17 protein-coding genes and 1 rRNA gene are annotated in these 18,047 nt (G+C 43.4%); 14 read left to right on the top strand and 4 right to left on the bottom strand.

Features of this window, described 5'->3' with window-relative positions; genetic code table 11:
- Positions 1 to 106 precede the first annotated feature (106 nt).
- A 5S ribosomal RNA gene (rrf, locus tag DFP75_RS08220) occupies positions 107 to 221 on the top strand.
- A 517-nt stretch (positions 222 to 738) separates the two neighbouring features.
- On the opposite strand, the gene DFP75_RS08215 is transcribed toward rrf, so the two are convergent.
- Positions 739 to 1,683 (bottom strand): LysR substrate-binding domain-containing protein, encoded by a 945-nt coding sequence (locus DFP75_RS08215; RefSeq protein ID WP_110574411.1) that lies wholly within the window; start codon positions 1,681 to 1,683, stop codon positions 739 to 741.
- A gap of 109 nt (positions 1,684 to 1,792) precedes the next feature.
- Here DFP75_RS08215 and DFP75_RS08210 point away from each other — a divergent pair, with 109 nt between their 5' ends.
- Complete coding sequence (locus tag DFP75_RS08210) at positions 1,793 to 2,701, top strand: DMT family transporter (protein ID WP_110574409.1); 909 nt, start codon at positions 1,793 to 1,795, stop codon at positions 2,699 to 2,701.
- Here DFP75_RS08210 and DFP75_RS08205 read toward each other — a convergent pair.
- Positions 2,687 to 3,415, bottom strand: a complete 729-nt coding sequence (locus DFP75_RS08205) for a TetR/AcrR family transcriptional regulator (protein ID WP_342767501.1) — start codon at positions 3,413 to 3,415, stop codon at positions 2,687 to 2,689. The two genes, DFP75_RS08210 and DFP75_RS08205, sit on opposite strands and share 15 nt — an antisense overlap.
- On the opposite strand from DFP75_RS08205, the gene DFP75_RS08200 reads away from it, so the two are divergent.
- The 3 genes from DFP75_RS08200 (at position 3,407) to DFP75_RS08190 (ending at position 7,887) form a co-directional block, all read left to right on the top strand.
- Positions 3,407 to 5,428: an oxidoreductase gene (locus DFP75_RS08200; RefSeq protein WP_110574407.1), complete on the top strand. Its 2,022-nt coding sequence runs from the start codon at positions 3,407 to 3,409 to the stop codon at positions 5,426 to 5,428. The two genes, DFP75_RS08205 and DFP75_RS08200, sit on opposite strands and share 9 nt — an antisense overlap.
- Positions 5,429 to 5,650: 222 nt before the next feature.
- The gene (locus DFP75_RS08195; RefSeq protein ID WP_110574482.1) at positions 5,651 to 7,102 is read left to right on the top strand and encodes a phospholipase D-like domain-containing protein; all 1,452 of its coding nucleotides are present in this window, start codon (positions 5,651 to 5,653) and stop codon (positions 7,100 to 7,102) included.
- An 11-nt stretch (positions 7,103 to 7,113) separates the two neighbouring features.
- Positions 7,114 to 7,887, top strand: coding sequence for an endonuclease/exonuclease/phosphatase family protein (locus tag DFP75_RS08190; RefSeq protein ID WP_110574405.1), 774 nt, complete (start codon positions 7,114 to 7,116; stop codon positions 7,885 to 7,887).
- 32 nt (positions 7,888 to 7,919) lie between these two features.
- Here the strand turns inward: DFP75_RS08190 and DFP75_RS08185 are convergent, their stop codons facing one another.
- Together DFP75_RS08185 and DFP75_RS08180 are read right to left on the bottom strand one after the other, a co-directional pair.
- A complete protein-coding gene (locus DFP75_RS08185) occupies positions 7,920 to 9,272 on the bottom strand; it encodes a DUF2254 domain-containing protein (RefSeq protein WP_181417008.1) in 1,353 nt (450 codons plus the stop codon).
- 34 nt (positions 9,273 to 9,306) lie between these two features.
- Positions 9,307 to 9,822, bottom strand: a complete 516-nt coding sequence (locus DFP75_RS08180) for a hypothetical protein (RefSeq protein WP_110574401.1) — start codon at positions 9,820 to 9,822, stop codon at positions 9,307 to 9,309.
- Between the two features lie 314 nt (positions 9,823 to 10,136).
- Between DFP75_RS08180 and iscR the strand changes: the two genes are divergently transcribed.
- The 9 genes from iscR (at position 10,137) to DFP75_RS08130 (ending at position 18,025) form a co-directional block, all read left to right on the top strand.
- Positions 10,137 to 10,625 (top strand): Fe-S cluster assembly transcriptional regulator IscR, encoded by a 489-nt coding sequence (iscR, locus tag DFP75_RS08170; RefSeq protein WP_110574397.1) that lies wholly within the window; start codon positions 10,137 to 10,139, stop codon positions 10,623 to 10,625.
- A 74-nt stretch (positions 10,626 to 10,699) separates the two neighbouring features.
- Positions 10,700 to 12,136: a Fe-S cluster assembly protein SufB gene (gene sufB, locus DFP75_RS08165; protein ID WP_110574395.1), complete on the top strand. Its 1,437-nt coding sequence runs from the start codon at positions 10,700 to 10,702 to the stop codon at positions 12,134 to 12,136.
- Between the two features lie 13 nt (positions 12,137 to 12,149).
- Positions 12,150 to 12,935, top strand: coding sequence for a Fe-S cluster assembly ATPase SufC (gene sufC, locus DFP75_RS08160; RefSeq protein ID WP_110574393.1), 786 nt, complete (start codon positions 12,150 to 12,152; stop codon positions 12,933 to 12,935).
- Between the two features lie 3 nt (positions 12,936 to 12,938).
- A complete protein-coding gene (gene sufD / locus DFP75_RS08155; RefSeq protein ID WP_110574391.1) occupies positions 12,939 to 14,198 on the top strand; it encodes a Fe-S cluster assembly protein SufD in 1,260 nt (419 codons plus the stop codon).
- 11 nt (positions 14,199 to 14,209) lie between these two features.
- Positions 14,210 to 15,427: an aminotransferase class V-fold PLP-dependent enzyme gene (locus DFP75_RS08150; protein WP_110574389.1), complete on the top strand. Its 1,218-nt coding sequence runs from the start codon at positions 14,210 to 14,212 to the stop codon at positions 15,425 to 15,427.
- 9 nt (positions 15,428 to 15,436) lie between these two features.
- The gene (locus DFP75_RS08145; RefSeq protein WP_110574387.1) at positions 15,437 to 15,787 is read left to right on the top strand and encodes a HesB/IscA family protein; all 351 of its coding nucleotides are present in this window, start codon (positions 15,437 to 15,439) and stop codon (positions 15,785 to 15,787) included.
- Between the two features lie 4 nt (positions 15,788 to 15,791).
- Entirely contained in the window at positions 15,792 to 16,322 is a 531-nt protein-coding gene (gene sufT / locus DFP75_RS08140) for a putative Fe-S cluster assembly protein SufT (protein WP_110574385.1), read from the top strand.
- A 102-nt stretch (positions 16,323 to 16,424) separates the two neighbouring features.
- A complete protein-coding gene (locus tag DFP75_RS08135) occupies positions 16,425 to 16,850 on the top strand; it encodes a SufE family protein (RefSeq protein WP_110574383.1) in 426 nt (141 codons plus the stop codon).
- Positions 16,851 to 16,870: 20 nt separating this feature from the next.
- The gene (locus tag DFP75_RS08130; protein WP_110574381.1) at positions 16,871 to 18,025 is read left to right on the top strand and encodes an IscS subfamily cysteine desulfurase; all 1,155 of its coding nucleotides are present in this window, start codon (positions 16,871 to 16,873) and stop codon (positions 18,023 to 18,025) included.
- The last annotated feature ends 22 nt before the right edge of the window (positions 18,026 to 18,047 follow it).

The raw sequence follows: 18,047 nt of genomic DNA, 5'->3' as shown, positions 1-18,047 counted from the left end.
CTTGGTTATCACTATTTCAAAATGAATTGTTAAAGATCCAAGCACGTATTCGCGTGTTGTGGTGAGACGAAAAAAGTCCAGCCAGAACAAAACGCAAAACGAATTGCTTGACGATCATAGAGGCGTTGAACCACCTGATCCCATCCCGAACTCAGAAGTGAAAAGCGCCATCGCCGATGGTAGTGTGGGAGATCCCATGTGAGAGTAGGTCGTCGTCAAGCTTTAAAATGAAAAGAACCCCGTCCTGCGAAGCAGGGCGGGGTTTTTTCGTTTTGGAATATCGTCATCTATCTCTTTACTACTTTTGGATACATGTGATTACACGATGCACCGAAGGTGCTAGTGGAAGACATCCGCAGGATGCCCGAAGGGGATGAAGCACCGCTTCAGATCATTGTGGTCGTCGCATGGCACTCCAAAGCCAGGTTTTTTCGTTACGGGGAATCAACAAGCTAAGCTGTAATGGCTTGCTCTTTTGTGCCCCGCTTGCGCCTGTCTCATTCTTCGACGCGTCTGCGCGGGTCATCAAAAGAGCGCGCCTTATCCCGCCTTATGTCCTGTATCTGATTTGCCTGAGCCATGCGCCACGCAGTAATGGCTTACCCTCTCGTACTCAGTTTGCGGTTGTCTCATCCTTCGACTCGTCAGCGCGTGACATCAAAAGAAGACGCCTTATCGTGCCTTATATGGTCTATCAAAGCGTAACTCTAGTGTTATGCACTATCAAATGTATGGATCTTATATTGCAAGAGTCGTTAGTGTCTTCGCTTCCTTTCTTAGCCAGTCTCTAAAAGACTTAATTACCTCTTCATCTTTGCGGCTTTCTTTATAAGCAGTGTAAAAGTTGTCACCCGTTTTAAATGCGCTGCAAGGTAGTTTTACTAAGGTGGTCTGGTCATGTTTTTCGCTCATCATGTAGTCGTTGACGAGAGCAATGCCGAGAGAATGTTTGGCGGCTTCATAAGCTAGCATAAGATGGCTAAATTGATGGAACTGAATGCCTTCTGGTAAAGGGCGATTTAAATTACCAAACCAGCGTTTCCAGTCCTCTGTATGTCGATCATAGATGCTGTAAGAAGTGATAAGTGGGAATTGTGCGAGTAAGCTAGGATCATTATTTAGTTTGCTGGTCAGTTCTTGGTTGGTTACTGTTCCTAATTTATTTTTTATTGTTTCATAATAACTGTGACTACACACTGGAAACAGTTCTTCTTGGTATATGTGATCAAAGAGAAATCCTCGTTTTTCATTTTCAATTGTAATGAAAAAGTCGGCCGTTCGATCAGATAAGTCGGGCGAGCCATGGCTCATTTCGATACTCAGTTCTAAGTTCGGGTACAAGTGCTTTAGCTCTGGGAGTCTTGGTATAAGCCAGTAAACAGCGAATGAGCTGTATACAGCTAATCGAATGTGTGTTTTTTGTTGGCCTCTAATATGGTTTGTCGCTTCTTCAATTTGTAGCAATGAATTGCTGATTGAATCTAAGTAATGTTTGCCTTCAATGGTAAGTTCTAGCTTTCGTCCTTGTCGATGAAATAGGTTTTCACCTAGGTGGTTCTCTAAAATCCTTATCTGATGAGAGACCGCACTTTGGCTAACATTGAGTTCGTTAGCAGCTAACGAGAAGCTGTTTAATCGAGCAACAGCTTCGAAAACAGGGAGTGATTTTAGCGGAGGCAGCATACTATATATCCAAATAACTAATACTTAATCTAAATATATCATTTTAACTAATGACTTTAACTTATTAAGCTAAGGTGAATATTGCAATAAGTTTTCATGGAGAAGCGTTTTGTCAGGTCGTACAGTAAGTAGCGCTATTTTGATTCTTGTATTAGGTAGTTTTTTTGCCACTTTGTGTGATGTCTTTATTAAAATGGCTGGCGTTGATGTTGCCATTTTTCAGTTCACGTTTTTTCGTGCCGTTTTTATGTGTCTTATTCTTTTTCCAATCGCTGTAATGAAATACTTGAGCTCACCTAAAGCGGTCGCAACATTGGGTCTAAAGTTGCATGTTATTCGAGGCAATTTATGGGTTTTAGGTTCGGTTTTGCTTGTCATTTCATTGTCTGAGCTATCTTTGGCGACGGCTAATGCGGTGTTCTATGTGGCGCCTATTTTTATCATGCTGTTTGGTGCTTTTTTCTATAAAGAGCGTTTGAGTGTGGATGTTGTGCTTGCTGTTATATTGGGCTTTATTGGTATTTTGGTGATTCTAAGGCCGACTGAGGTGACGCTTGCCATGATTAGTGCGATTCTTTTTGCGGTTGTTCTGGCGGTAAATAGCTTATTGATAAAAAAAATACCTCAAGAACAAAGTATGTTTTATGGTTTATTTGTGACCCAGCTTTTTGCGTTACCTATGGTTAGTGGGCTAGCAATTTGGGAGGGTGAAAAATTTGAATTTGAAGTTTTGATCTACGCTGCTTTATCATCGGTTTGTTCTATTTTATACAGTGTTTCTTGCTTAGTTGGTTATCGTTATGTGGCGTCAAGCAAAGTAACGAGTGCTGAATATTCCGGTTTGATTTTTGCCTTCTTGTTAGGTTGGTGGATCTTTGGTGATACACCTGATTTGGGTGTGTTTGTTGGGTCGGTGTTTGTTATCACTCCGTTATTGTATTTAAGTCACAGGGATATTAGGCGATTACGTAAAGAGCAGCTTTTGTCTAATACTCGGTCTAATTTAGGCGCTGGTTGAGCATAGGTTTTTTATCATTTGCTCAACCATATCTGCTAAATCCTCTTTGTCTAGATAGATACCATCAATAAACAGCCTCGCTAATCCGTGAAGGCTAGCCCAGGTTGTTTGTCCTATTCTGAGTGGCGTATTGCTGTTAGGAAGTACCTTTTGTTCTTGTAACTCTTCTACCCAATCTATCCAAGCTTTAAAGGTTTGCTTTGATGCTGCTTTCAGTGAGTCACTAGGGGTTCCGGCTTTCCATAATGTTCTACCATACATCAGGTCGTAGGTTTCATTGTGTTGGAGTGCGTATTCTAGATAAGCATGAACGTATTGTTTAAAAACGTCAGTGGCGGGTTTTTGCTCTGCTTTTAGAGCGAAAAGCATGCTTTCTTGTTCATGAAAACCTTTCTCTGCAAGTGCGCAAAGTAACGCGTTCTTATCCTTGAAATGATGGTATGGCGCTGTTCTTGAAACACCAACTGTGTCTGCAAGTTTACGCATGCTGAGGCTTTCAACTCCTTGCTCTTTGATAATCAGAGCAGCGGATTGAAGTAATGATTTAGTGAGATCACCGTGATGGTATTGTGTTTTTAATGTCGACATGGGCTGATTAAATACTTGTATCTTGACAATGTCAAAATGAAAACCTATCTTGACAGTGTCAAAATTGCACGCGGGCAGCGGCAGTTCAAAAAATAATAAACAAAGCGAGTGATGATTATGAGCCATTCAACCTATCCGAATTTGTTCGAGCCACTAGACCTAGGCTTTACTCAGTTGAAGAACCGAGTGTTGATGGGGTCTATGCATTTAGGTCTAGAGGAAGTAAAAGGCGGAATTGAGCGAATGGCTGTTTTCTATGCGGAGCGCGCTCGTGGTGGTGTTGGTTTGATTGTCACTGGCGGCATTGCTCCTAATTCTGAAGGTGCTGTTTATGCTGGCGCAGCTAAAATGGCGTCAGAAGAGGATGTTGAAAAGCATCGTATCATTACGGATGCGGTCCATGCAGAAGGTGGAAAGATATGCATGCAGATCTTGCATACGGGGCGTTATGCTTACAATCCTAAATTGGTCGCGCCATCGGCCCTACAAGCACCTATTAATCCCTTTACGCCTGAGGCATTAACGCCTGAAGGTATTGAAAAGCAAATATCTGATTTTATTAACGCCGCTATTCTAGCTAAAAAAGCGGGCTACGATGGCGTTGAGGTGATGGGTTCAGAAGGTTATTTGCTGAATCAATTTATTGCCAGTCGAACAAACCAGCGAGAAGACGAGTGGGGCGGTGAATACGCTCATAGGATCAAGTTGCCGACAGAGATTGTTAGGCGAATTCGAGCCGCGGTGGGGGCAGATTTTATTATTATCTATCGCTTGTCCATGTTGGATCTAGTGGAAGGTGGTAGTGATCTTGAGGAAGTGGTTGAGCTGGGTCTTGCTATTGAGAAAGCGGGCGCGAGTATCATCAGTACGGGAATTGGTTGGCACGAAGCGAGAGTGCCGACGATAGCCACAAAAGTTCCGCGTGCTGCATTCACTTGGGTCACAGCTGAGTTACGGAAATTGTTATCTGTTCCTTTGGTGACCTCTAATCGAATCAATACGCCTGAAGTGGCAGAGCAAGTGCTGGCACGTGGTGATGCGGATATTGTCTCTATGGCGAGACCTTTTCTTGCTGATCCTGAATTTGTGTTAAAAGCAGAGCAAAATCGCGCCGACGAAATTAATACTTGTATTGCTTGTAACCAAGCTTGCTTGGATCATGTATTTGATCAAAAAATGACGTCCTGTTTGGTTAATCCAAGAGCCTGCCATGAGACCGAAATTGTTATTACACCAGTGGATTCTCCTAAGCGTATTGCCGTTGTAGGTGCCGGTCCTGCTGGTTTGGCTTTTGCAACCACGGCAGCAAAGCGTGGCCATCTTGTTACCTTATATGACGCAGGTAACGAAGTGGGTGGGCAATTTAATATCGCCAAACGCATTCCTGGTAAAGGTGAGTTTTATGAAACCTTGCGGTACTTTGCTCGTCAGGTTGAATTAACAGGCGTGAACCTTCAGTTGAATACCCGAGTTGATGGAGAACTTTTAAATAAGGAGAAGTTTGACGAAGTTGTACTGGCAACGGGAATCTTGCCGAGAACCCCTGAGATTGCAGGTGTTGAACATCATAAAGTAATGAGCTACTTGGATGTGATGAATGGTAAGCCGGTTGGCAAGCGAGTGGCTATTATCGGAGCTGGAGGCATTGGCTTTGATATCAGCGAATACCTAATTCATTCGACGCCCCATAAGGAGCAAAAAATTGCTGACTTTATGTCACAGTGGGGCGTAGATATGAGCTTCTCTGCCCGTGGTGGTGTGGAAGGTGTTAAGCCAGAGTTTGAAAAGGCTGAGCGCGAGATCTTTTTGTTGCAGCGTAAGAAAACTAAGGTCGGCGCTAACTTGGGTAAAACGACTGGATGGATTCATCGTACTGAGTTGTTGAAGAAAGGCGTTGTCTTCTTATCAGGTTGTGATTATCAGCGCATTGATGATGAAGGACTGCATTTGACGGTTAATGGTGAAGCTCGTTGTCTTGATGTCGATACGATTGTTGTGTGTGCTGGACAAGAACCAAATCGATTGTTGGAACGTGAGATTGGTCATGCGGTTCATTTTATTGGTGGCGCAGATGTGGCCTCTGAGTTAGATGCTAAACGGGCTATTAAACAGGGAACCTTGCTGGCAAGCTCGATTTAAGCAATGTTCAGAGAGTGATGGCTAGGTAGATAGATCCATCACTCTCTATATTCAATGTTGTGACAGTTCTCTTGGTTTTTTGTTTATCCTTCCTTGTAAGCCTTCTATAAATGACTTTATCTTGTCGATTAATGCTGTAACGTATTGAGTATAAGTTGCGTGATAAAATCAGTCATGATTTTAGAAAATCACGCCGACAGTAGATTCATTGAGTTGGAGCCTATGCAGATTTTTGACGTTTTGATTGATTGGATTCGTTTCTATTGGGTAACCATTATTGTGCTTTTACATATTGGGTTGTCAGTAGTGACTTCTCTACATGTATTGCTTTATAAAGAAAATGATCGAACTTCACTTGCCTGGATTGGACTGGTTATTTTTTCTCCCGTATTAGGTAGCTTATTTTACTGGTTGTTTGGCATAAACCGCATTAAGCGCTTAGCGAAAAGAGAGCATCCTCAAAAACTGAAGCAAGATTTTCGTTACCAAGAGGATTGTATTGATTTTCATGGTCAGCCGAAACATTGGCAACCGTCGATCATCGCAGGTTACACCATTCATCCCGTTAACTATGTCGATGCGAATAGTATAGAGCCACTGGTTAATGGCGATAACGCTTACCCCGCAATGATAGAGTCTATTCGAGCAGCCAAGCATCATATTGTACTATCGAGTTATATATTTGATTACGATTCACTAGGGCGAGAGTTTGTAACGGCACTGGCGCAAGCAAAAGATCGAGGTGTTGATGTTTATGTGTTGTTAGATGGAATCGGGGTGGGTTACAGCTGGCGAAAATCGGATAGGGCACTAAAGAAACGAGGTGTCAGAACCGCTCAATTCTTACCGGCTATTTCCTTGACTGGTATTCGTTTTATTAATCTAAGAAACCATAGAAAAATACTTTGTATAGACGGCCAAGAAGCTTACATCGGTGGTATGAATATCAGTAAGGGCAATTTGGTAGAGTCTGCTAAACACCCGATTGATGATGTTCATTTTAAAGTGATAGGTCCTGTGATAGATCAGATCAGCCAGGTCTTTATTGAGGATTGGTTTTTCGCGACGGGCGAGTTAATTAAATGCCCCGCTTACAATCCAGCTACTACGGAGTCAAAAAAAGCGTCTGTTGTGTCCCGAGTGATTCAAGATGGGCCCGATGAGCATCATAATAGAATACGTTGGACATTAATGAACGCACTCGTTTGTGCGCAAACAAGCGTTAAGATCATTACGCCTTATTTCATCCCTGACCAGACCTTGATGACGTCTCTTCATGCTGCGGCTTTGCGTGGTGTGTCTGTTGAAATTATTGTGCCCGAGCGCAGTAATATTCTTTTTGTTGATTGGGTAATGGAAGCCAATTACCTTCGGATTATAGAACACGGTATAAAAATCTATAAAAATAAACGGCCTTTTGATCACAGTAAAATTGTTCTTATTGACGATGTGTGGTCGTTTATAGGTTCTACTAATTGGGATGCAAGGAGTTTAGAGTTTAACTTCGAAATTAACCTTGAGTGTTTTGATAGTAATCTTAATTCAGAGCTTACAGCGTTATATGAGTCGAAAAAGCTCAATGCAGAGCAGGTTTTAGAAGAAGATATGGCAAGCTTGCCTATGTATAAAAGGATTCGGAATAACTTGTTTCGATTGTTTTCTCCCTATTTGTAAGGTCATTTATTATGATTAAAAGCCGTTTCAGCCGCGTTGAATCATTAAAGGTTATGGGGAGTGCATCGAAGCAGGCGATAGGGCCAGATATGAGTGTCTTATTGTGGAATGTGTTCAAGTGCAAAAGAAAAGGTTGGCAAAGTGATTTCACCTCACTGATTGATGGCAAAGACTTAATTTTGCTTCAAGAGGCGATTTTGAACTCGCCTTTCGATGGTCTTTTTCATCATTCTTCACAGCATCAATGGATTATGGCCAGCAGTTTTAAGAGTGTTAAAACCAATATTGAAACAGGTGTTAAAACTGGGGCAAACGTTGAGGCAAACAGGCACTTTTTTTCGGTTTCTGCTCATAGTGAGCCTATTTCTAACACCAAAAAAATGGTGTTAGCGACTGAGTACCCCTTAATGAATATGGGCGGTTCGTTTATAGAGTCGTCCTTGCTGGTTATTAATACCCACATGATCAACTTTGTCTCCTTCGATAAATTCAGGGCGCATCTTGATCAGGCTTTCCAAGCGTTTGAACATCACAACGGGCCAATATTATTGGCAGGTGATTTTAATACTTGGAATGGTAAACGTATGGCCTATTTTGATGAGATGGCTAAGTCCTGTTTACTAAAAGAAGTGCCTATTATGCGCCAGCCTAAGTTGGGGCATTTACTCCGTCACCTTGATCATATCTATTGTCGTGGATTGGATGTGCTTGATGTGAAGGTGCATACGGATATCCACTCATCCGACCACCATCCCATTAGTCTGTCGCTTCGTCTTGCAGAGTAACAGTGGGTTAGTTAGCGAGTAATTGTGGCGTATTACGCCCTTTCTGTTAACTCGTTTAAGGTTTTAAGGCGAGTAGATACTTCTTGTTTATCCAAGTCGACGAGTTGTTGTTGCTCAAGTCCGTGCTCTAACATGAGTTTCTGATGGCATACAAAAGACCAGTGTGTTGAATGGTTTGCCTGCTCCGCAATACGTATCACGCCTTCTAATTGACGCAATTGCACAGCCAAGCAAGACTGAGAGTACTGGCGGATTTGATTGAAGGCAATGTTAGCTAAGTTTTCGAAGGAGGTGGTTTTGTAAGTGACTCTTTCTACACCACTCTCATCGTAAGTTATGCCTTCAGGGAAGCTTTTTTGGGTTAAATCACATACCGCGGCGGTGAGTTTATCAATGCAAGCGATGGCAGAATATGGGTCGTTGATACCTGGGGAGAGGGCTCTTAAGGCAATCTCGACCAGTTGATGAACGGCAAATTCAGGGTCTTGTATGGGGGTGCGTTTTGGTCCTAGGGTGAAACACTCATGCAATGTTTGTCTGTCTTCTTCTGAAAACGCTTCAATGTCACTTGTCATGATGACCATTCGTTTTACGACAAAGTCTCCAGGGTTCACTAATATATCCAAGTGTCCGTCCAATTTGCTCATCACATGGGTTAGATCGGCGTAGTTTATCGCCTGAATATAGCCGCATGATTGGCTTTGAAACTGGAACTGCTGTCGTGTTTTATCTGCTGTTTTTGTCCTCTGAGGTTGTTTTTGACTTGTTGAAGAGTCGGCGTCTTCTTCCTCTTTTTGTTGTTTAAAAATCTGCTTGATGCTGGATTGCAGTTCGCTATACACATTGTCGATGACGCTGTCAGATTGCAAATTGAGTGAAACATGGTGGATGAAGTAAATGAGCAGAAGAATGCCAAACAGTGTCATGGCTATTGCGCCAGCAATCGTCAGTCCTGGCAGGAAAGCACCACCGGCAAAATCATCTGTCATCCGAACCAGTATTAGGCAATAAACAAATAAGGAGATAAATACGCCAAGCACGATTTGAGTGCTTGAGTCTTCCATAAAGTTACGAATTAACCTAGGTCCAAATTGTGATGAGGCGTTAGTGAGTGCAACGATGGTAATAGAAAAGGTGATACTGACAACAGTCATGACACTGCTCGCGACGGTGGTCAGAAGATCGCGAGTGATCTCTGCACTGGCGTGGTATAAAAAAGTCAGCCAAGGCAATGTATCTAGCCCTGCGTATAAATCGATAAGCAGTAAGGTTAAACAACCTAAAATAGTGAGTGACAAAATAAGACAGGGGGTAAACCAAAAGCTGGTCTTAATGGTGTCGTATGCTTTTAAGATACTGGTGTTTTTTATTGTTGATAATGGCAATTGATTCATCCCTGTCTATGGTGTGATGTTTCTGCTACTGACTCTTTTCATTTGGTTCGCCTGTTTTTAGTATCTTGAGTAGGTCTTCTCTTTCGATACTGCCTTTTAGTGCGAGGTCTAACTGGTATTGGTATTGGTTATTCCAATCCGATGTTCTGGGGTTCAATGCTGAAAGGTCTCTCATCGCAGACTTCATGACTTTTAGATAAGCCTGAATATTACGCTCTTGATCAATCAAGATGTTTTTTAAAGCCGTTGAGCTACTGTGTCTAAGGTAGAGTTTTAGCACCTCGCTTTGTTCTTCAATAGTTTTTATTTTAGCGTTTTGTTGGGAAATGGTTCGCTCCATCGTGGCGATTAATTTGCTTTGGTCTGAAGAGGTATCAGCTGCTTTGGCAGTTTCTGGTGCGGGTTTAAACAAGATATAGGCAACACCAGATGATGCTGAAACACTAAAAATAAAGCACAGCAGAAAAGCAATAATTAGCATGGTTGGCTTTTTCTTGGGAGTGTCTGCTGCAGCGTTATCAACCTGATTTTTAGGTGGCATATTGTTCTCCTTTATTGGCTTTGGTGCTGTACTTCAAGGTGCAAAATACGATTTGAGTGATCTTATCATCATTATGCGTATTGTCTTGCGCTGCAATCTTCTATTTGAGTTTCTTTCGCAGCAGGGTCTTATTATACCCAGCATATCCTCGATATCCCTATTCAGCAGTTTAGTTTTTCCTTTTGTGCACGTAAAATACGCGCTAATTAATTTAGAGAGTAATAACCTACCAAAATAGTCAGGTAAATACTTGATCAAAACAGTAGGTTTTGTGTACTATTTGTTCTCACAGAATAATCTAAATTGGATGGCTTATGCGTCTGACAACAAAAGGTCGTTATGCGGTAACCGCCATGCTTGATTTGGCATTACACTCAGATAAGGGACCCGTATCCTTGTCTGATATTTCAAGCCGACAAGGGATATCGCTATCTTATCTTGAACAATTGTTCTCCAAGCTGCGCAAAAGGGCACTAGTAAACAGTGTCAGAGGGCCAGGTGGAGGCTATCGTTTGAGTCGTTCAAATAGTGATATTTTTGTTGCGCAAATAGTCGATGCTGTAAATGAGTCGGTTGACGCAACAGGTTGCAAGGGGCGAAGTGATTGCCAAAGTGGTAACACCTGCCTGACCCATCATTTGTGGTGTGATTTAAGTGATCAAATACATGATTTTTTAAATCAAATTAGCCTAGATCAATTAGTGCGCCGAAATGATGTCCGCCAAGTCGCAGAGCGGCAAGAACTTGAAAGCCGCCAGCGTAGTTTTGAAAATGACAAAATTAGCGCGGCGATTGTTGATTAAATAGAGAATAAATTAGTAGAGCTTGATGCACTGATTGACAGTGTATTGGTGACTATAATTGAGTGAGTTTTTATATGACTGAGCAGATAGATAAGGCGCTGGCACGGGAATACGAAGCGGGCTTTGTGTCTGATGTAGAATCAGAAACATTTGAGCCAGGTTTGAATGAAGACGTTATTCGTCGTATTTCTGGAATGAAAGGTGAGCCTGAATGGATGCTCGAATGGCGTCTAGGCGCATTTCGTGAATGGCTAGAAATGGAAGAGCCAGACTGGGCGTTAGTTGATTACCCAAAAATAGATTTTCAGTCCATTTCTTACTACTCTGCACCAAAGAGTATGAAGGACAAGCCTAAATCTTTGGACGAGGTTGACCCTGAGTTACTGCGTACTTATGAGAAGCTTGGTATTCCTCTTATTGAGCAGCAGATGTTGGCTGGTGTCGCGGTTGATGCCGTATTTGACTCTGTGTCAGTTGTGACCACATTCCGTGAAAAACTAGAAGAAGCGGGTGTTATCTTTTGCCCAATTTCTGAAGCCGTTCACAAGTATCCTGATCTTGTTAAAAAATACATTGGCAGTGTTGTTCCTAAAAAAGACAACTACTATGCCGCGTTGAACTGCGCCGTGTTTACTGATGGTTCTTTTGTTTATATCCCAAAAGGCACTCGTTGCCCAATGGAGTTATCTACCTACTTCCGAATCAATGAACAAAACACAGGTCAATTTGAACGTACCTTGATTGTTGCTGATGAAGGCAGTCATGTAAGTTATCTTGAAGGTTGTACAGCGCCACAGCGCGATGAGAACCAGCTACACGCTGCTGTTGTCGAATTGGTTGCTATGGATAACGCTGAGATTAAATACTCAACCGTACAGAACTGGTATCCAGGCGATGAGAACGGTAAAGGCGGTATCTACAACTTTGTTACCAAACGTGGCATTTGCCATACCAACGCTAAAATTTCATGGACGCAGGTAGAAACAGGTTCTTCTGTTACTTGGAAATACCCAAGCTGTATTTTGAAAGGCGATAACAGTGTTGGTGAGTTCTACTCGGTGGCTTTGACGCGTGGTCGTCAGCAAGCCGACACCGGGACCAAGATGATCCACCTTGGTAAAAATACCAAGTCCACTATCATTTCAAAAGGCATTTCGGCAGGCAGAAGTAACAACAGTTACCGTGGTCTTGTGCGTATGAACCCAGGTGCTGAAGGTGCTCGTAACTTTACCCAGTGTGATTCTCTGCTGATTGGTGATCAATGTGGCGCGCATACTTTCCCTTATGTGGAAAGCCGTAATCCGTCCGCTATTGTTGAGCACGAAGCAACGACCTCGAAAGTCAGTGATGAGCAGATGTTCTTGTGTCGCCAACGTGGACTAGATCCTGAAAAAGCCGTCTCTATGATTGTGAATGGCTTCTGTAAGGAAGTATTTAAAGAATTACCAATGGAATTTGCCGTTGAAGCGGGCAAGTTACTAGAAATAAGCCTTGAAGGCTCAGTAGGTTAAGGAATTATTAAAAATGTCGAACACGAACAGTTTGTTGACGATAAAAGATTTGCACGCCAGCGTTGAAGAAAAACAAATTATCAAAGGGTTGGATTTAGATATTAAACCTGGCGAAGTTCACGCGATCATGGGTCCCAATGGTGCAGGTAAAAGTACCCTAGGCTATGTTTTGTCTGGCCGCGATGGTTACAGCGTTGAAAGTGGTAGTGTGACGCTTGACGGTGAAGATTTACTTGAAATGGAAACGGAAGAACGTGCGCGCGCAGGTTTATTCTTAGCGTTCCAGTATCCTGTCGAGATTCCAGGTGTGAGTAATCTGGAGTTCTTGAAAGCTTCTGTTGATGCGCAACGCGAAGCTCGTGGTGAAGAAGCGATAAGTTCAGCTGATTTCCTGAAAGAAGCGAAAGCGGCTTGTAAACAAGTTAATTTGCCTGTGGCTTTCTTGAAGCGTGGCGTTAACGAAGGTTTTTCTGGTGGTGAGAAAAAGCGTAATGAGCTAATGCAAATGTTATTGCTTAAGCCAAAGCTTTGCATTCTGGATGAAACCGACTCTGGCTTGGATATCGATGCGCTGCAAGTGGTAGCGGAAGGCGTAAATAGCCAGCGTTCAGCTGATCGTAGTTTTATTGTGGTAACGCATTATCAGCGTCTTTTGGATTACATTAAGCCTGACTTTGTACATGTATTGTCTGACGGCAAAATCGTTAAGAGCGGTGATGCTTCTCTTGCTCTTGAGTTGGAAGCTCAAGGTTACTCTTGGTTGCAGAAAGAGCCGTCTGAAGACGAACTTGAGGGGTAATGCATGAGTGAATGGTTAGAAAGCGCCATTACTCGAGCGCAAGGTATTAATGACTGGTTAGCGCCAAAACGTGCACATGCACTGGATCTTTTAGCAAAGACGAAATGGCCAACACGCAAAACCGAAGCATGGCGTTACACGCCGCTTCGTCCAGTAGAGCGTACGCCGGCAAAAGTGATCCGTGATAAGGTGGATTTGTCTCCTGTCGTTATTGCTGATTTGTCTGCCATTGAAGTGGTGTTTGTTAACGGTCAGTTTGATCAAGCTCAATTAGCAAAAACGTTACCTGCAGGCTTGTCTATCGCCTTGGGTGCTGATTTGAATGCAGCGCAGCAAGCGGACGCATTGACTGCATTTTCGACAATTAAGCCTGAGCGCCACATTTTTGGTTTGATTAACGATGCGCTAGCACAAGATGTGGTGGTTGTATCTGTTGCTGAAGGGGTTGAAATTACCCAGCCAGTCCGTATTAGTTCTTTATTGAGCTTAGGCGCAGAATCTCATACACGGGTTCAGGTTGTTTTAGCAGCAGGCTCTAAGTTAACGGTAATTGAAGATATTCAGGCGCAAGGTGACAGTCTGAATACGGCGTTTGTTGAATACAATATTGCCGCTAATGCACGCCTTGAACATTATCGTTTTGCTCTGCAGACAGGCAGCAATGTGGCTGTTGGCGGTAGTCACTTCAATTTGCATGATCATGCGAAAATGAACAGCACTATCGTTGGTTTTGGTAGTGAGTTATCACGTTTAGACACAGATATTATCCATGCTGGTGAATTTGCTGATGCCAAGCTAAATGCTATGTATTTGCTAGACGGTAAAGAGTTGTTTGATCTTCATGCGACGGTTGAGCACGCGATGCCAAATGGTAAAACAGAAGAGAATGTTCGTTGTATCGTCGCGGATCGCTCTCGTGCCGTATTTAATGGCCGCATTCATATTCATCGTGATGCGCAAAAAACCTTGGCTGAACTGAATAACCGTAACTTGTTGTTATCAGACAAAGCGGAAATCAACACTAAGCCAGAGCTAGAAATATACGCTGACGATGTGAAATGTGCTCATGGCGCTACGGTTGCTCAAATTGATAAGCAAGCTTTGTATTACTTGCAAACTCGCGGTGTAAGCCGTTCCAAAGCGCAAGTGATGCTTAACTTTGGTTTTATTAATGAGCTGATTGATTTGATGCCAAATGCCGCGTTAGCTGAGTGGATTCGTCCTATTATCCGTGAGCGCTTTGCGCAAATGGAAGTGAAATAAGCGAGAATCGAATGAGTTTTGATGTAGCGGCTATCCGCGAGCAATTTCCGATTTTAAAGCGTGTCATTGACGGTAAACCACTTGTTTATCTTGATAATGCTGCGACAACGCAAAAGCCGCAGTGTGTGATTGATGCTTTGGTGGATTATTACTCGACCTGCAACTCTAATGTGCATCGTGGTGCTCACCGTCTTGCGGATGAAGCAACGCGTCGCTTTGAAGATGCTCGTGATATTGTCAAAGACTTCATTAATGCACCGAAGCGTGAAGAAGTAATTTGGACAACCGGTACCACCGAGGCGATTAATATTGTTGCCAATGGTTTGGGTTCTTTGTTGTCACCAGGTGATGAAATTATCGCAACCGAGATGGATCATCATGCTAACTTGGTGACTTGGCAGCAGGCATGTAAAGCGTCCGGTGCGACATTAAGAACCATTCCGGTAACGGATGCGGGTGAATTAGATCAAACCGCTTATGATGCCATGTTAAATGAGCACACTAAGTTTGTCGCTTTTCCACATGTTTCTAATGCATTGGGCACCATAAACCCAATTAAAGAAATGACGGCGAAAGCCAAAAAAGTGGGGGCTTGGGTGCTGGTGGATGGTGCTCAAGGCGCTGCTCATGGCTATGCGGATGTGCAAGATATTGGTTGTGATTTTTATGCCTTTTCGGGTCATAAAATCTATGGGCCAATGGGTGTCGGTGTGCTGTGGGGGAAAGAGTCAGTATTGTCGAATTGGCCTGTCTGGCGCACTGGTGGTGAGATGATCTCTACCGTGACTTTGCAAGATGCAACATGGAATGTATTGCCGTATCGGTTTGAGGCTGGTACTCCCAATGTAGGTGATGCCATTGCATTGGGCGAGGCAATTCGTTGGTTTAGTGCTTTGGATCAAGAGGCGGTAGCAGCCCATGAAAAGGCATTATTAGATCGAGCGACAGAGCTAGCAAAAGAGTTCGAAGGTTTAACCATCATTGGTAACGCTAAAGATAAAGTCGGTGTGCTGAGTTTTGTGATGGATCAAGGGCATCCTGCTGATATTGGTTTTTTGCTCGATCGCCAAGGCATTGCAGTGCGAACTGGTGATCATTGTGCCCAGCCTTTGATGGCGCGCTTTAATGTGCCTGGAACGGCACGCGCATCCTTTGCAATTTATAATACATTAGAAGAAGTTGACGCTTTGTTTGTGGCACTGAAAAAAGTGCGAACAATGCTGGCTTAGGAGGTTTCAATGACAGTAACAACGTTTGATCCTGTCTCTAGCGTGTCTTTAACCGCTTCTGCACAGAAATATTTTGCCTCGAAATTGGCTAAACAGCCAAGTAAGCTGATTCGATTGAGTACTAAGGAAAGCGGTTGTACAGGCTTTTCTTACGTATTGGATATCGTTGATGCAGCATTGGATAATGATACCGTTTTAGAATTTGGTGATGTTGTTCTTGCGGTGGATTCGCAATCCGTTTCCATGCTTCAAGGAACAGAGATTGACTTAGTGCGTGAAGGCGTTAACGAAGTTGTGAAGTTTAAAAACCCTAACGTTGTAGCAGAATGTGGCTGTGGCGAAAGCTTTAGTGTGAGTTAGCTTCATGCAAAAAATGGTAGTAACACAGCGCGCATGTCCTGCGCGCCGAGTACCAAGCGGTGACCCTGTTAGCATTCCTGAAGGTCAGTTTATTACGATTAACCAGAGTCTTGGTGGAAATTATACCGTGACTTGGCAAGGTAATATGCTGCGCATTGATGGTACAGATGCTGAGGCGATTGGTCAGCAACCAGAGGTTTTGAATTTTGAAGATCTCGGTACTGGCGGAATCAGTGAAGAGCAGGTTTGGCAAGCTCTAGATACTATTTATGACCCAGAAATTCCGATAAGTTTGGTGTCGTTAGGCTTGGTTTATAAAGTAACAGTAGACCAAGACAGCAAGTCTGTTTTAATCGATATGACATTGACGGCACCGGGTTGCGGAATGGGACCTGTGCTGGTTGGTGATGTTAAGTATCGAGTAGCGAAAGTGCCTAATGTCGAAACGGTAAAGGTGGAGCTGGTATTTGATCCGCCATGGTCTCGAGAAATGATGAGTGAAGAGGCACAGCTAGAAGCCGGTCTTTTCTTTTAGTCTTCGGTCACTCATTGAAATCGAATACAATATTAAACGGCCTTGGCACTTTGCCAATGCCGTTTTTGTTTTAATAGGCTTGATGTAAAAAAGAGGGTAGTCATGGCTTTACCTAGTACAGAAGACATCGTAGATGATCTGTCGTTTTTTGACGACTGGGAAGATAAGTACAAGTACATCATTGATCTGGGGAAATCCTTACCTGCATTTGATGATGAATGGCGCACTTCAGAGCGTTTGGTAAAGGGCTGTCAGAGCAGTGTTTGGATTCAGCCGGATAGTGAGCAAGATGCGACAAAAGGTGAGGTTCTGACATTTGCCGTAGACAGTGATGCCATTATAGTGCGTGGCTTACTAGGATTGGTTTTGGCTGCTTTGGACCATAAAACACCACAAGAAATTTTAGATTTTGATGTCGCTGCTTATTTCGAAGAGCTGGATCTTGAGCGACATTTGAGTCCCACTCGTGGCAATGGTTTGCGTTCTATTGTTGGGCGTATAAAAGGCATTGCACAGGCAGCGGCTTAATTGATATTGGAGAGCGTTAAATGAACACCCCTGTTTACCTAGATAATTCTGCTACCACACCAGTCGACCCTAGAGTGGCGGAAAAAATGATGGCGTGCCTAACGCAGGATGGTAATTTTGGTAATCCTGCCTCGCGTTCCCATCTCTTTGGTTGGCGTGCGGAAGAGGCGGTAGAAGAAGCTAGGTTGCAAGTGGCAAGTTTGATCAAAGCGGATTCACGTGAAATTGTTTGGACGTCTGGTGCGACGGAGGCCAATAATTTGGCGCTGAAAGGCGTTGCCTATGCTTACCGCCAAAAAGGTCGTCATATTATTACTTCAATGATTGAGCACAAGGCAGTCTTAGATCCTTGTAAGCAGCTTGAGAAAGAAGGCTTTGAGGTAACGTATCTGCAGCCTGATGTGCATGGTGTGATTTCACCGAGTCAAGTTGAAGGGGCGCTTCGTGAAGATACTATTCTTGTGTCTTTGATGCATGGTAATAATGAGCTTGGAGTTTTGACTGACATTACAGCAATAGGGCAATTGACCCGTTCGCGTGGTGTCTTTCTTCACGTTGATGCAGCTCAGACGACGGGCAAAATTGACATCGATGTTAATGCCATGAAAGTCGATTTAATGTCACTGACGGCTCATAAAACCTACGGCCCTAAAGGCATAGGGGCCTTGTTTGTGCGTCGCTCGCCCAAGGTTAAGTTGGAGGCGCAAATTCATGGCGGTGGTCATGAGCGCGGTATGCGTTCTGGTACATTGGCAACCCATCAGATTGTTGGTATGGGCGAAGCGTTCCGTCTGGCGGGAGAAGAGATGGAGCAAGATTGTGCTCGAATCAAAGCCTTGCGTGAACGTTTGTGGGCATCTTTAACTGAGTTACCTGGTGTGCATTTAAATGGTGATGCGGATAACCGCGTTGCTGGGGTGTTAAATGTTGGTTTTTCAGGAGTGGATGGCGAAGTTCTGTTGATGTCTCTGAGTGATATTGCTGTTTCCTCTGGGTCCGCTTGTACGTCAGCCAGCTTGGAACCGTCTTATGTTTTGCGAACGATTGGCTTGGCAGATGATTTGGCCCACAGTTCTTTGCGCCTTTCTGTTGGACGTTTTACCACGCAAGAAGAGGTTGATTTTGCTGCTGATACGATTAAAAACGCAGTGAGTCGTCTTCGTTCTATGGCTTAGTTATCCGATTTAGCGCTTTTAT

Origin of the sequence: Marinomonas alcarazii, assembly GCF_003208215.1 — a bacterium.
GTDB classification, from domain to species: Bacteria; Pseudomonadota; Gammaproteobacteria; order Pseudomonadales; family Marinomonadaceae; genus Marinomonas; species Marinomonas alcarazii.
Note: the sequence above shows the minus strand (reverse complement) of the source record. Positions and strands in the feature narration are given on the sequence as shown.

Bases quoted from the DNA above. Each gene is read 5' to 3' on its own strand.
- DFP75_RS08215 (WP_110574411.1), bottom strand. From the start codon at position 1,683: ATGCTGCCTCCGCTAAAATCACTCCCTGTTTTCGAAGCTGTTGCTCGA.
- DFP75_RS08200 (WP_110574407.1), top strand. From the start codon at position 3,407: ATGAGCCATTCAACCTATCCGAATTTGTTCGAGCCACTAGACCTAGGC.
- DFP75_RS08205 (WP_342767501.1), bottom strand. From the start codon at position 3,415: ATGGCTCATAATCATCACTCGCTTTGTTTATTATTTTTTGAACTGCCG.
- DFP75_RS08195 (WP_110574482.1), top strand. From the start codon at position 5,651: ATGCAGATTTTTGACGTTTTGATTGATTGGATTCGTTTCTATTGGGTA.
- DFP75_RS08190 (WP_110574405.1), top strand. From the start codon at position 7,114: ATGATTAAAAGCCGTTTCAGCCGCGTTGAATCATTAAAGGTTATGGGG.
- DFP75_RS08180 (WP_110574401.1), bottom strand. From the start codon at position 9,822: ATGCCACCTAAAAATCAGGTTGATAACGCTGCAGCAGACACTCCCAAG.
- iscR (WP_110574397.1), top strand. From the start codon at position 10,137: ATGCGTCTGACAACAAAAGGTCGTTATGCGGTAACCGCCATGCTTGAT.
- sufB (WP_110574395.1), top strand. From the start codon at position 10,700: ATGACTGAGCAGATAGATAAGGCGCTGGCACGGGAATACGAAGCGGGC.
- sufC (WP_110574393.1), top strand. From the start codon at position 12,150: ATGTCGAACACGAACAGTTTGTTGACGATAAAAGATTTGCACGCCAGC.
- sufD (WP_110574391.1), top strand. From the start codon at position 12,939: ATGAGTGAATGGTTAGAAAGCGCCATTACTCGAGCGCAAGGTATTAAT.
- DFP75_RS08150 (WP_110574389.1), top strand. From the start codon at position 14,210: ATGAGTTTTGATGTAGCGGCTATCCGCGAGCAATTTCCGATTTTAAAG.
- DFP75_RS08145 (WP_110574387.1), top strand. From the start codon at position 15,437: ATGACAGTAACAACGTTTGATCCTGTCTCTAGCGTGTCTTTAACCGCT.
- sufT (WP_110574385.1), top strand. From the start codon at position 15,792: ATGCAAAAAATGGTAGTAACACAGCGCGCATGTCCTGCGCGCCGAGTA.
- DFP75_RS08135 (WP_110574383.1), top strand. From the start codon at position 16,425: ATGGCTTTACCTAGTACAGAAGACATCGTAGATGATCTGTCGTTTTTT.
- DFP75_RS08130 (WP_110574381.1), top strand. From the start codon at position 16,871: ATGAACACCCCTGTTTACCTAGATAATTCTGCTACCACACCAGTCGAC.